This is a genomic window from Allobosea sp. GW821-FHT12C12 (assembly GCF_058807355.1).
This window is the reverse complement of sequence record NZ_JBXAQP010000009.1, coordinates 215,338-227,964: the sequence shown is the minus strand read 5'-3', so window position 1 is coordinate 227,964 and position 12,627 is coordinate 215,338. Positions and strand designations below refer to the sequence as shown.

12 protein-coding genes are annotated in these 12,627 nt (G+C 70.3%); 4 read left to right on the top strand and 8 right to left on the bottom strand.

Going from position 1 to position 12,627, the window contains the following annotated elements:
* Nucleotides 1–241 precede the first annotated feature (241 nt).
* Complete coding sequence (locus tag AC1RRW_RS15040) at nt 242–871, top strand: hypothetical protein (RefSeq protein ID WP_492901582.1); 630 nt, start codon at nt 242–244, stop codon at nt 869–871.
* Between the two features lie 32 nt (nt 872–903).
* On the opposite strand, the gene AC1RRW_RS15035 is transcribed toward AC1RRW_RS15040, so the two are convergent.
* The 5 genes from AC1RRW_RS15035 to AC1RRW_RS15015 form a co-directional block, all read right to left on the bottom strand.
* Nucleotides 904–1,188 (bottom strand): hypothetical protein, encoded by a 285-nt coding sequence (locus tag AC1RRW_RS15035; RefSeq protein ID WP_492901581.1) that lies wholly within the window; start codon nt 1,186–1,188, stop codon nt 904–906.
* Nucleotides 1,189–1,250: 62 nt separating this feature from the next.
* Nucleotides 1,251–2,834, bottom strand: a complete 1,584-nt coding sequence (locus AC1RRW_RS15030; RefSeq protein WP_492901580.1) for a transglycosylase SLT domain-containing protein — start codon at nt 2,832–2,834, stop codon at nt 1,251–1,253.
* Nucleotides 2,835–2,933: 99 nt separating this feature from the next.
* Nucleotides 2,934–4,538: a methyltransferase regulatory domain-containing protein gene (locus tag AC1RRW_RS15025; protein WP_492901579.1), complete on the bottom strand. Its 1,605-nt coding sequence runs from the start codon at nt 4,536–4,538 to the stop codon at nt 2,934–2,936.
* Nucleotides 4,538–5,716 carry an OmpA family protein gene (locus tag AC1RRW_RS15020; protein WP_492901578.1) on the bottom strand — a complete coding sequence of 393 codons (1,179 nt, stop codon included), beginning with the start codon at nt 5,714–5,716 and terminating at the stop codon, nt 4,538–4,540. The genes AC1RRW_RS15025 and AC1RRW_RS15020 overlap by 1 nt, the downstream gene beginning before the upstream one ends.
* A 35-nt stretch (nt 5,717–5,751) precedes the next feature.
* A complete protein-coding gene (locus AC1RRW_RS15015; protein ID WP_492901577.1) occupies nt 5,752–7,197 on the bottom strand; it encodes a caspase family protein in 1,446 nt (481 codons plus the stop codon).
* Nucleotides 7,198–7,366: 169 nt separating this feature from the next.
* Between AC1RRW_RS15015 and AC1RRW_RS15010 the strand changes: the two genes are divergently transcribed.
* Genes AC1RRW_RS15010 through AC1RRW_RS15000 form a run of 3 tightly spaced genes read left to right on the top strand, consistent with a single transcriptional unit; the run spans nt 7,367 to nt 10,960 of the window.
* Complete coding sequence (locus AC1RRW_RS15010) at nt 7,367–8,620, top strand: DUF4399 domain-containing protein (protein ID WP_492901576.1); 1,254 nt, start codon at nt 7,367–7,369, stop codon at nt 8,618–8,620.
* Nucleotides 8,617–9,093 (top strand): DUF4399 domain-containing protein, encoded by a 477-nt coding sequence (locus tag AC1RRW_RS15005; RefSeq protein ID WP_492901575.1) that lies wholly within the window; start codon nt 8,617–8,619, stop codon nt 9,091–9,093. The genes AC1RRW_RS15010 and AC1RRW_RS15005 overlap by 4 nt, the downstream gene beginning before the upstream one ends.
* Complete coding sequence (locus AC1RRW_RS15000; RefSeq protein WP_492901574.1) at nt 9,083–10,960, top strand: SUMF1/EgtB/PvdO family nonheme iron enzyme; 1,878 nt, start codon at nt 9,083–9,085, stop codon at nt 10,958–10,960. The genes AC1RRW_RS15005 and AC1RRW_RS15000 overlap by 11 nt, the downstream gene beginning before the upstream one ends.
* Here the strand turns inward: AC1RRW_RS15000 and AC1RRW_RS14995 are convergent.
* From AC1RRW_RS14995 to AC1RRW_RS14985, 3 genes are all read right to left on the bottom strand, one after another.
* A complete protein-coding gene (locus AC1RRW_RS14995) occupies nt 10,924–11,325 on the bottom strand; it encodes a hypothetical protein (RefSeq protein ID WP_492901573.1) in 402 nt (133 codons plus the stop codon). The two genes, AC1RRW_RS15000 and AC1RRW_RS14995, sit on opposite strands and share 37 nt — an antisense overlap.
* Nucleotides 11,322–11,468, bottom strand: a complete 147-nt coding sequence (locus AC1RRW_RS14990; RefSeq protein ID WP_492901572.1) for a hypothetical protein — start codon at nt 11,466–11,468, stop codon at nt 11,322–11,324. Before AC1RRW_RS14990 ends, AC1RRW_RS14995 begins: the two co-directional genes overlap by 4 nt.
* 93 nt (nt 11,469–11,561) lie before the next feature.
* Nucleotides 11,562–12,620, bottom strand: a complete 1,059-nt coding sequence (locus AC1RRW_RS14985) for a sugar phosphate isomerase/epimerase family protein (protein ID WP_492901571.1) — start codon at nt 12,618–12,620, stop codon at nt 11,562–11,564.
* Between the last annotated feature and the right edge of the window lie 7 nt (nt 12,621–12,627).

Genomic DNA, 12,627 nt, shown 5'->3' with positions numbered 1-12,627 from the left:
GGCCCGCACCGAGCCACCCGCCGCAGCGCCCGTCACGCCCGCGCGCCCCGTGACGCCGCCGCCGGCGTTGAGCGAGCCCACGCCGCCGGTCCCCGCTCCTTCGACGACAGCTCCGCCGGCGGTCGTTCCACCCCCGGTCGCCGGCCGACCCGAGCCGCAGGCGCAGCCGGCGCGTCCGGCAACGCCTCCGCCGGCCTCCGGGCAGCCAGGTCAGCGCCCCGAGCCGCCGGCCGTCGCATCCGTGACCGAGCCGCGCACGCCGGCCGAGCGGATCGAGCGCTATATCGCGAACTACGACGGCGGGCGCTGCTTCTTCCTGTGGCCGATCGAACTCGGCGAGAAGAAGGCCAATCTGGAGGGCTTCGGCAGCGGAACGGAGGCGTTCGTCGCTTTCGACACGGCTTTCAAGGCGGCGCAGGGTTTCGAGGCGCAGATCAACCTGCGTCCGGTCACCGCGCAGCAATGCCCTCTGGTCGAGTTCCTGCGCCGGGCCAGCAACGCGATCGAGCGCGTGCCCGGCCTGCAGATCAACACCTTCAACCTGAAGAGCGGCGATGCGCTGAACGGCTTGATCGAAAGCGGCGCCAAGGAGGTCACGCTGCTGCTCGTCGGCGACGACGGGCTCGTCCACAATCTCTCGAACTTCACGCGCCGCGAAGGCACGCGCGCGCGGTTCGCGCTCAAGCTCGAATCGACCGGCTCGGCGATGCGCCCCCAGACCGTGCTGGCCCTGACGAGCGAGGCGCCGCTGCCGGTGCTGTCGGGCCCCAACCCTGCGCCCGCGACCGAGTTCTTCCCCAATCTCGCCCGCGACATCGCGGCCGCGAGCGGCAAGATCGGCGTCGGCATCCGTTATTTCAGGATCTACTGAAGCCGTCCAACGAAGGCTGGCGCCCGCGCCGTTCAGGCATTTTCTTCGCGATAGAGCACGCCCCATTCGGGCCGCCAGAGGCCCTCGGCGTCGACCACCACGACGGCCGCCTTGATCTCGTTGGCGAGCCTGATCGCCGCCCGGAACGCGTCGACCGGCGCCATCGCATCGCTCTCGAAATCATTGACGAGGTGACCGCCGGACAACGCCGCCGGGCAGGCGATCGTGCCGACCGGCCCGGCCTCCCCCTGGACGAGGCTGAGCGTGATCGCGTCGTCAGGGGCTTCGTCGACCTGTTCGAAACGATTTGCGGCCATGCCACGCTCCTTTTCGATCGCCCGCCGGACCCCACGGTCCGCGCCGGGCGGATTTGCGCTGCCTATTTCTTCGCGACGTTCTGCTCCGCGAGCCTGCGCACGCTGCTGTAGCGATCCAGCCTCAGCTTGATCATCTCGTTGAACTTTCTGTGGACTTCGGCGACGGACAGCGTCTTGGTTTCGCCGCCGGCTTCCGCATAGAAGATCGGCCGGTTGGCCTGGGCCGGGCGGGGCAGCAGGTCGGCCGCCTTGGAGGTCGGCGCCTCTTCCATCGTCGCCATGAAGGACTGGGCCGCGTCCGGCCCGAGGAAATGGATCAGATAGACCTCGCCGCCGGTGAGATACCGGCCCATCTGCTTCTCCAGCCGCAGCGTGTCGCGCTTCAGCATCTCGGCGGCGAGGAGGGCCGAGATATAGGGCTCGCGCCGGAGATCGAGGATGCGCTGGCGCTCGGCCGCGTCGGCGACCTGGAACTGCCGGCCGACGCGGATGATGAGCTGCGCCTCGGCGGCAAGCCCGTGTCGCGGGCCGAACTCGTCGACGACGCCCAGCCAGGTCTGCTCGATGAACTGGAACAGCCCGGTCGCCGATGAGGTCTTGGCCTGCACCGCCGTCGCGAAGGACGATTCCTTGTCGGCGACCGCCATCAGCAGCGTCGGGTCGGCGCCGACAACCTTGCCTGCGCGGACGATGGTCTCGACCAGATGGCGGCGGATGCGGATCGGCCCGAAGCTGAGGATCTGGTCCGGATCGCCGCCGCCGGCCACGAGCGGTGTTTGCGGGGGCTGGCGCGGCCCGGTCTGCGCCGGCAGTCGCGGCGGAACGAGCAGGATGTTGCTCGGCGGCGGCAGGGGCAGCGCCTGCGGAGCGGCGTCCGGATCCTGCGGGCGGATCGCCGCCAAAGCCGGGTTCGCCTTCAGCGCGAACTGGGTCGCCTCGCGCGCCGCATCGAGGTCGCTCTCCACCGATGAGAGCACCAGCGAGGGACGCGGCGGCGCGCTCTTCAGGTTCGGCAGGTCCGGCTCGGCCAGTTGCAGCGCCTCGCGCTGCGGCTGGCGCGAGGCGATGGCGAAGCCGGCGAGCGCGACCGCCGACAGGATCGCCACCGCGACGCCCATGACCGGCAGGGCGACGCCGCGCGCCGCGACCGCGGCCGGTGCAGCCGCCGCATCAGCCTTGCCGGCCGGCGACGCAACGGCGACAGCCGCGCCTGCGGAGGAAGGCGCCGGGGCCGAGACCGCGTCGCGGATCGTGGCGAACCAGTCGCCGCGCCCGGCCTGCGCCTGTTCCGCGAGGGCGGCGACATCCTGGACCAGGCGCTGGGCCAGCGGCTGCGTCAGGCCGGCCTCGCGCCGCAGCGTCGCGACCGCGGCGCTCTGGCGGCCTTCGGTCCCGAGCGAAATCGCGTAGAACCAGCCCGGAAGGCTGGCGCGCCGGTTCTCCAGCGGCGTGCCGACGGCCGGATAGATCAGATAGTTGCAGGCCTCGCAGGCGAGAGCGCGCAGGCGTGGCCGGGGTGCGAAGGCGACGGTGCGCCCACAGGCGGCGCAGGGCAGCGTCGTCGCGCCATGGCGCGCCGCCATCAGCATCGACAGGCAGCGCTCTTCGGGGAAGGCGGCCTGAAAGCTCTTGAAGCCCTGGTTCATGTGAAGCTCTGGCTCATGCTGCCGGGCCGTCGCTTCATGGCCGGCCGCGACCCATCTCTCGTTGGGTAAACTACTCCCGAAGCGATCCCCTCACAATCGTCAGCCGCGAAGCAGGCCGAGCCTGCCGAGGCTGCGCAGATGCATCGCGATGTCCTCCGGGGCGACGCTCCGCGGCAGCGATTGCGGATCGCCGGCGGCCTGCCGCGCCACGCCGAGATAGTCGTTCATCGCCGCGAGCAGCGCCGCGGCATCGCGGCTGCCGTCGAGCAGGCCGATGAAATGCCGCACCATATCGTCCTCCAGCCCCACCGTGCGATGCCTCAGATCGGTCAGCTCGCGGCCGCTCCGGGCCTGCCAGCGGGCATAGGCGTCGGCCAGAGGCCGCTTGCCAGCCGTCACGCTGAGCGCCGGCGGGTCGAGATGGATTTCGAGCAATGCGGCCCTGAACATCGCCATCAGCGCCTCGTCGAGACGTTCTTCCTCGCGGGCGGACTGCGGACCCGGCTCGATGCCGGCATCGGCCAGCGCCGCCGCGACGAGGTCGCGATGCGCGACCGCGCCCGGCCAGCACGCCGCCAGCCGCCGCAACGCCGTCTGCGCGACGGGGAGATCGATCAGGATCCTGACGCCTTGCGCGAAGGCGAAGGCGATCGTGCCCGGCCGGGAGGACGCGGAGGGATCGTCGGCGACCTCGGAGACGTCGGCGGCCAGATGATAGGCCGAGAGCGACAATTCCTCCTCGGCCCGCCGCAGCGCCAGCCCGGCGCGGCAGAACAATGTCTGGCGGAAGAAGCGGCCGACGATCAGGTCGAGCGCCTGCTGGCGCAACACGGGCGGCTCCGGCGCGATGTTCTCCAGGATGTCGCGCGCCGGACCGCGCACCGCCTCGAACCGGCTGGGAAAGGACTCGTCGGCGAGATATTGCAGGCCGTGGCCTTCCGCCGCTCTCACCACCTCGGTCACGCTGAACGCCCGCGCGATCGGGTTCAGGTCGTCATGGTAGAGCACGTCGTCGGACAGGGCGTCGACCTGCTCGCAGCGGGCCCGTAGCGCCGCGCCGTAGAAGGATTTCGGATCGGCCGCCTCGGCCAGCGTCTTCAGCGCCAGCCGGGCCTGGCGGATCCGCGCCGCCGGCTCGACGATGTCGCGGGTGGCGAAGAGCATCACGTCGCGCGCCATGTCGCGCATGCGGCAGCCGGGCAGCGCGTTGTAGCTGACATAGGCGACGCCGTGCGGCGCGAGCAGGGTCCCGAAGATCTCCAGGATCCTGTCGCGGACCGGATCGGGCACCCAGGAATAGACGCCGTGGGCGATGATGTAGTCGAACTCCCCGAGTTCCGGCGTCACCGTCATGATGTCGCGATGAAGGAAGGCGATGTTGGCGAGCTCGAGCTCGTCGGCGCGCCGTTGCGCGTCGGCGATCGCGCTGGCCGAGAGATCGATCCCGACGAAGCGGCCCCGCGGGCTGGCGAAGGCGAGCGGCAGCAGGTTTCCTCCGGAGCCGCAGCCGAGTTCGAGCACCCGCGCCAGCGCGGCCGGCGCCGGCCTGAGTCCATGAGCGTAGGCGATGGTGGCGAGGCGGCGCGGCTGCGTCTGCGGAAAGGCGTGGCCGCGATAGGCGAGCGCGTCATAGGGGTTGGCGTCGTCGGGATCGGCTTCCGCGCCGGCCGGGCGGCCCTCCGGCGCTAACCCCAGGCCTGTCATCAGCAGTCGAGCACCTTGAATTCGACGCGGCGGTCGAGCGCGTCGCTGGCGTCGTCCTTGCCGGTTCCGATCAGGTTCTCGCGAAAGCCCACTCCGGTGGCGATCAGGCTCGTGCCGCCCGCCGGCGCGCCGGTCTTCAGCAGATCCATGACGAAATTGGCGCGCAGCACCGAAAGCCGGTCGTTGAGCGCAGCCGGGCCGGTGCGCGAGGTGTGGCCGACGATCTCGAGACAGGCCTTTTTCTGACGCATCCGCGCCGCGATCTGGCTCAGCCACATCGGATAGGGCTCGGTGAGCTTCGGATCGTCGACGAACTGGGTCGACCCCGGCCGGAACAGCAGCTTGACGAGGAGCTTGCGCGATTCGAGCCCGGCATCGACCAGAGCGGCGAAAGCCTCGACCGCCTCCTCGCGGCGGCCGAGCTTCTCGCTCGCGAGATAGACGCCGATGCGGACCCGGTGCTGGTCGCCGCCCGGCAGGCGTCTGGCCGAGCGGTAGAAGGCGAGCGCCTCGCGATAGCGCTGCGCCTCGTATTCGAGGATGCCGTCATTGATCAGCGCGCCGGCCGTCAGCCGCTCGACATAGGTCGGGTCGACCGCGTCGCCGAGCTTCGTGCCCTGGCAGGTCTTGACATAGGCGTCTGTCGCCGGGTCCTGCCCCCAGACCGGCGCGTCGCGATAATAGCCCGTCGGCGTGACGTCGACGCCTTCGGGGCGGGCGCGGGCGACCCCCTTCGAGACCACGGTCCTGGAGGCGAGATCGGCCAGGGTGAAGCAGATGCGGAAGGCGTCGCGCGGGCCCTGCGCGTCGCCGAGATTGTTGATCGCGGTGAAGGTGCCGACCAGGACGACCGGCCGGCGCGCCAGCGATTCCGAGTTGAACGGCAGCAGCGTGAAGCGGGGATGGGCGGTGCGGACGACCTCGGCGAGGGTCTCCTGCATCGCCCGCGTCGCCGTCGACTGCGCGCCGGATATGCCGTCGATCAGCGGATCGATCACGAACTCGACCGGACCGGCCGGCAGGTTCGCCTTGCCGAAGACATCGTCGGCGGCCCGGCGTACCGCGTCCGGATAGGGGATCGGCGTCGGCGGCGCGGGCTGCGCCAGCACGGCCGGCGCGCAGGCGAGCAGGCCGAAGAAGGCGAGACAACGACCGGCGCGGCGAAGGATCGATGACATGACGGCAGCCTTCCTGCTCAGGCGCGTTTGCGGCCTCAACGGCATTGCCTCAGCGCGTCCCGGACCTGGTTTGACAGATCGCCGATCTGCGCGCGCGCCAGGGCGCTGGAGCAGGCCGCCGGCGTCAGGCGTGCGGCCGGCGTCGCGGTCAGGGTCTCGCCCAGGCGGCGGTCGACCGGCGCCGGGCGCTGCGGCACGGTGAGCTGCACCGGCGGCTCCGGCGTCCCGAGCGTCAGCGAACCGAGGCGCGCCGCCATGGCCTGCTCCTGCATGCGCCGCTCCTCGTCGAGACGCCTGCGCTCGCCTTCGAGCGAGGCGAGTTCGGCATCCTTGCGGTCGAGTTCGGTGGCGAGGCGCTCCTTCTCGTCACGCCCGGCGGCGGCCTTGTCCGGCGCGGCACGCTGTGCCGGAAGGGGGGCGGTCACGAGCGCGGCCGCGCTCTCGGCGGCGCGGCGCGCCGGGCCCTCGGCTCCCTGCCGGCGCTCGCGCTCGGCCTGTTTCAGCCGCTCCAGCAGGGCCCGCTCGCGCTCGCCGAATTCACGCGAGAGCCGGTCGCGATCGCGCTCCCCGGCGGCGCGGCGCTCGATCAGGTCGAGCTTGGTGCGGGCGTCGATCGCGAAGAAGCTGGTCGGGAAGCGCTTGATGAAGCCGTTCAGGACCACCGGATCGTCGCTGGCGCGGACCGAGCGCCAGACATCGGCGTCGGTCTCCTCGCGATTGATGTAGAAGTCGCCGAGCAGCGAGAGCGAGAGTTCCGGCGTCTGCCGCCCGCCTGTCGCGTCGTGGACAACCTTCTGGACGCGGCGGAACATGCTCGCGATCTCGAGGCCGGGCGTCTGTATCTCCCGCAAGAGCGCGGCGGTGAACGGGCTGTTTCGGCCGACGCCGTCGGCGGCGACGTCGTTGGCCTGGGTGGCATAGGCCACGACCATGCCCTGCGACCGCGCGATCGGGGCGAGACCGTCGCCGACCGCGAAGCTGCGCGTCGCCTGCTTGCTCGCGAGCTGGCGCAGGAAGGGGTTGTTGCGGCAGGCGTCGAGCACCATGATCTTGACGCCCTTGGCGAAACTCAGCGCGGTGATGACGTCGCTCAGCCTGGTCGTCTCGTACTGGACGCTGACCTCGTCCTCGACCCTCGCCTCGACCGGGACGAGATAGTTCTCGCCGTTGAACTGAAAGCCGTGGCCGGCATAGTAGAACAGCACCGCATCGGCATCGCGCGCGAGGCGGGCGAAGCGCGTGACCGCCTGGTCCATGCCGCCCTTGTCGAGATCGAGCCCGTCGATCACCTCGAACCCGACCTTGCGCAGGGCGACCGTCATGTCGCGCGCGTCGTTGAGGGTGTTCGGCAATGGCTGCGCGTTGCGGTAGCTGGAATTGCCGATGACGAGCGCGACCCGCCTCTCCTCGGCCGAGGCCGGGAAGGCGAGGAGCTGGAACGCCAGCGCCAGCATCAGGACAAGTCTTGCGGACGGAGACATCAGTGGATTCCTGTAGGGAAGCTACCGGACGACGACGCCGGAATCCAGTCGAAATCCGCCGATTGCGGCCGGCGCGACAAATGTCAGCTTAAAAGAGGCTGACGATTTCTTGCTCTGGCAACGGCAGGATGATAGCATTCCCGTTCCTGTCGAACGTGGAGAGACGCGGATGTGCTTCGTCCGGCCTGGCCGGTTGCTCTGCGTCACGGCGTTCGTCGTGGCGCTGGCGACGATGTTCGCTCCGTTCGCCGAGGCGCAGCAGCGCAGCCCATCGCCTCGCGGCGCCAAACTCAGCTTCGTCGGACTGCAGAACGGCTCGCGCGTCGGCACGAAGTTCACCGTCCGTTTCGATATCAGCGGCATGGAGGTCGTCCCGGCCGGCACGGCGCGGCGCAACTCCGGCCACCACCACCTCCTGATCAACACGTCGCTGCCGCCGCTCGACCGCCCGATCCCGGCCGATTTCAACAATCTCCATTTCGGCGGCGGCCAGACCGAAACCGAACTCTCGCTGCCGCCCGGGCGGCACCGGCTGCAGCTCCTCTTCGCCGACCAGGATCACATCCCGCACGATCCTCCGGTGATGTCGGAGCCGATCGAGATCGAGGTCGTCGGCGCCGAGGAGAAGGCGCGTACGGCCTCGCCGCCGGGCGCGCGAGTCTTCTTCCGCGATATCGCCGACGGCGCCACGATCCCGCCGCGCGCGACGATCCGCTTCGGCGCCGAGAACATCGCGATCTCGCCGGCCGGGACGCCGAATCCCGGCGGCGGCCACCATCATCTCCTGATCGACACCGAGACCCCGCCGCTCGACCGCGAAATCCCCAGCGATTTCAACAATGTCCATTTCGGCCGCGGCCAGACGGAAACCGAACTCAACCTGCCGCCCGGCGAGCATACGCTGCAATTGCTGATGGGCGACCAAGACCATGTCCCGCACGACCCGCCGGTGATGTCGCGGAAGATCCGGATCCGCGTCGCCGAAGGGGCGAGCGCCCCGGCCCCGGCCCCGGCGCCGGCCGCCGCTCCAGGCTCGACGCGCAAGCCCTCCCCGCCGGATGCGGCGGTCTACTTCGTCTACCCGCGCGACGGCGCGACGATCTATCCGCGCTCGACCATCCGCTTCGGCCTGCGCAACATGGGCGTGGCGCCGGCGGGAATCGTCAAACCCAACACCGGCCATCACCATCTCATCATCGACGCGCCGACGCCGCCGCTCGACGCCGCGATCCCGTCCGACCTCAACAATCTGCATTTCGGCGGCGGCCAGACCGAGAAGGTGGTCACGCTCAAACCTGGATGGCACACGCTGCAGCTCATCCTCGCCGACGACCAGCATGTGCCGCACGACCCGCCGGTCATGTCCGAGCGCATCAAGGTCTTCGTCGGCAATCCCCGCAAGCCAACGGCACGCCGACGATGACCAGAACGATAACCCGACGGACGACGATGGCGGCGGGCCTGACCGCGCTGGCGACCTGCTGGCCGGTGGGTCGCCCGGCCGCCCAGCAACAGGTCGCGCAGCCGGCGCAGGCCGTCAAGCGACTGCCCTCGCCGCGCGGCGCGCAGGTCTATTTCCATTACCCGCTCGACGGGTTGAGCGTCCCGGAGCGCTTCACCGTCAGGATCGGCCTGAAGGAGATGGGCGTCGCCCCTGCCGGCGTGACCACGCCTGCGACGGGGCACCATCATCTGCTGATCGATGTCGAGACGATCGCGCTGGACCAGCCGATCCCCTCCGACTACAACCATATCCATCTCGGCAATGGCCAGACCGAGGTCGTCGTCACGCTGCCCAAGGGGCGGCATACCTTGCAGCTCTTGCTTGGCGATTACCTGCATGTGCCGCATGATCCTCCGGTGATGTCGCAGAAGATCAGGATCAATGTCCGTTAGGTCCAGACCCGACGCTCCGACCGCCAGCGCCCGCCCATTCCTCGCCGTGACGCGGGCGATCGCGGCGTGCGCGCTTGCGACCGCCGCCTTCGGCTGGCTCGTCCTCGCCGGCCCCGCCATCGCGCAGCCGGCCGATGGCGCGCAGGCACGCGTGGCGCTGGTGATCGGCAATGCGCGCTATGGATCGGCAGTGCTGCCCGTGGCCGACCAGGCGCGGTCGGCGGCGGAGGCGCTGCGCCAGGGCGGATTCGACGTGGTCGCGGCCGAGGACACCTCGCGCACCGAACTGGCGCTCGCGATCGCCGAGTTCTCCACGCGGCTCCGGCGCGACGGGCTCGCGGTCGTGTTCTACGCCGGCCAGGCGGTGCAGTCGCGCGGGCGCAATCTGCTTGTGCCGGTGGATACGCCTTCCCGATCGGCGCAGGAGGTGCTCGACCGCGCCTTCGATCTCGACGTCCTGATCGACGCGCTGATCGTCTCGCGTCCGCGCAGCGCGCTCGTGCTGCTCGATGCGAGCCGCGAGAACCCGTGGCAGGAAGCGATCGACGGCAAGCTCAAGGGGCTCGCGGCGATCGATAAGATGGAGACGATCGCCGTCGCCGCGACCGCCCAGCCCGGACGCACGGTGCGCGACGACGCGCCTATCGAGACCGGAGCCGTCGCCGAATGGCTCAAGGCGATCCGGACGGCCAATCTCGACATGACCGCCGCGCTGACGCGGGCGCGCAACGCCGCCGCCAGGCAGCCGCGCGCGCACCAGCCGTTCTGGCTGTCCTCGGCCCCGCCGGCCGGGCTCATCGTGACATTGCCGGCGCGCGCGCCGCAGGTTGCGCAGACGACGCGCGCGGTGATCTCGCCGGTCGATCCGCCCGGAACCTCCGGCCAGCCCGACACCTACGAACTCTCTTTCTGGGAATCGATCCGCTCGAGCGAAAACGCGGCCGAGTACCGGGCTTATCTCGACGCTTATCCGAACGGGCGCTTCGCGGCCCTGGCGCGGGCGCGCGAGCAGTCCTACCGGTCGCGCGAAGGGCAGTCCTTCGCCAGCGCCACGCCGCCGCCGGGGCCGGCGCGCCCGCAGGCGAGCCCGACCGCGCCGGCGGTTCCGGCGCCGCCTGCCGCATCTGCGCCGCCCGCACCCTCGCCGCCCTCCAGCGACCGCACGCTGCGCGACTGCTCCGACTGTCCGGAGATGGCGCTGGTGCCGGCCGGCAGTTTCGAGATGGGCTCGAACGAGATGTTCGAGTTCGAGAAGCCCGTCCATGCCGTGACGCTGAAGAGCTTCTATATCGGCGTCAACGAGATCACCTTCGCGCAGTGGGACGCCTGCGTCGACCAGGGCGGCTGCCAGTACCGGCCGAGCGATCGCGGGCTCGGCCGCGGCGAGCGCCCGGTCACCGACATCCACTGGGACGACGCCAACGCCTATGCCGCCTGGCTCTCGGCCCGGACCGGGAAACGCTACCGGCTGCCGACCGAAAGCGAATGGGAATACGCCGCCCGCGCCGGCTCGAAGACGAGCTATCCCTGGGGCGCCGCGATCGAGGTCGACAAGGCCAACTGCAATGGCTGCAATCCGCAACCGCGCCGGCAGGCAACCCCGGTCGGGCAGTTTCCGGCCAACGCCTTCGGACTCCGCGACATGGCGGGCAACGCCGCCGAATGGGTCGCCGATTGCTGGAGCGAGAACTACCGCGCCAAGTCGCGCGATGGCTCGGCCTTCGCCACGCCGGGCTGCCGCGAACGCGTGCTGCGGGGCGGCTCGTTCAACAACGACCCGCGCTACCTGCGCTCGGCCGCGCGCTTCAAATACGAATCGAACGTGCGCTTCTACACCAACGGCATGCGCGTGGTCCGGGAGCTCTGACGCGTAACGGCCCGCCGACCGGCTTCGGTCGGTCCTGTTTGATTTTCGAGCCCTTCATGACGATGTCGCGGCTCGCCTTGGCCTTGACGCGCCGTTCGCGTTGATCGTGATGTCCCTGCCTTTGAGATCGACCGCGCCGTCCTTCTCGATGGTGAGCGCGCGCCGCCGCTCTGGATCGAGAGCGCTCCGCCGACGGCGATGTCGGCCAACGCACCGGCGACGAGGTTGAACTGGGCGGCCGTGGTGATCGTGGTCTGGCTGCTGGTGATGGTCGGCGCGCCGCCGGAGCGGATTTCGGCGCGATTGCCGGAAACGAGCAGGTTGCCGGCGGCGAGCGCGAGCGAGCCGCGCGACGCCACGGTCATCCGGCCCTGGCGGCGAGGACGAGCGCGCCTGGCGTATTGATGGCGATACCGCCGGCATGGAGGTCGATGACGTCGAGCCGCGCCTTGATGGGCGCTTCCAGCGCCGCGGTCCGGCGCGTCGGCGAAGCGACATCCTCCGCCATGGCGTCCTCCCGCGATACGCCTCGCCGACCTCGCGAAACACCTCCCCGACGAGGACCGCCAGCGCGGGGCCGTTAGCCGGTCATCGAGCGGCCTCAGGCCAGCCCCAGCATCCTGCGCGCCAGACCGCTGTCCGGCGCGCCGCCGGCGAAATCGTCGAAAGCGGTCGCGGTGACGCGGATGATGTGCTCGGCGATGAATGTCGCGCCTTCCCGCGCGCCGTCCTCCGGGTGCTTCAGCGCGCATTCCCATTCGAGCACGGCCCAGCCCTCGAAGCCGTATTGCGCCAGCTTCGAGAACACCGCCCTGAAGTCGACCTGCCCGTCGCCGGGCGAGCGGAACCGGGCGGCGCGGTCGAGCCAGGGCGCATAGCCCGAATAGACGCCCTGCCGGCCGGTCGGGCGGAACTCGGCGTCCTTGACGTGGAAGGCGCTGATGCGGGCGTGATAGATGTCGATGAAGGCGAGATAGTCGAGCTGCTGCAGCAGGAAATGCGAGGGGTCGTAGTTGATCCGGCAGCGCGGATGGTCGTCGAGCCGGTCGAGGAACAGCTCGAAGGTCGCGCCGTCGAAGACGTCCTCGCCCGGATGGATCTCGAAGCCGACATCGATACCCTCCGCGTCGTAGGCGTCCAGGATCGGCCGCCAGCGCCGCGCCAGCTCGGCGAAGGCCTCCTCCGCCAGCCCCGGCGGCCGCGGCGGCCACGGATAGTGGAAGGGCCAGGCCAGCGCGCCGGTGAAACTGACCGTGCCGGCCAGCCCGAGCCGTTTCGCGGCGCGGGCAGCCAGCCCCATCTGCGCGACGGCCCAGAGCTGCCGCTCGGCCGGCTTGCCGTGGAGATGCGCGGGCGCGAAGGCGTCGAAGGCCGCGTCGTAGGCCGGGTGCGCCGCGACGAGCTGGCCCTGCAGATGCGTCGAGAGCTCGGTGATCGCGATGCCGTTCTCGGCGGCGATGCCGACGATCTCGTCGCAATAGTTCTGAGACTCGGCGGCTCTGGCGAGATCGAGATAGCGCGCATCCCAGGACGGGATCTGCACGCCGCGATAGCCGAGCCCCGCCGCCCAGCGCGTGATCTCGCGCCAGGAGGAGAACGGCGCGGCGTCGCCGGCGAATTGCGCGAGGAAGATCGCGGGTCCCTTCATCGTCGCCGGCATCTGCAAA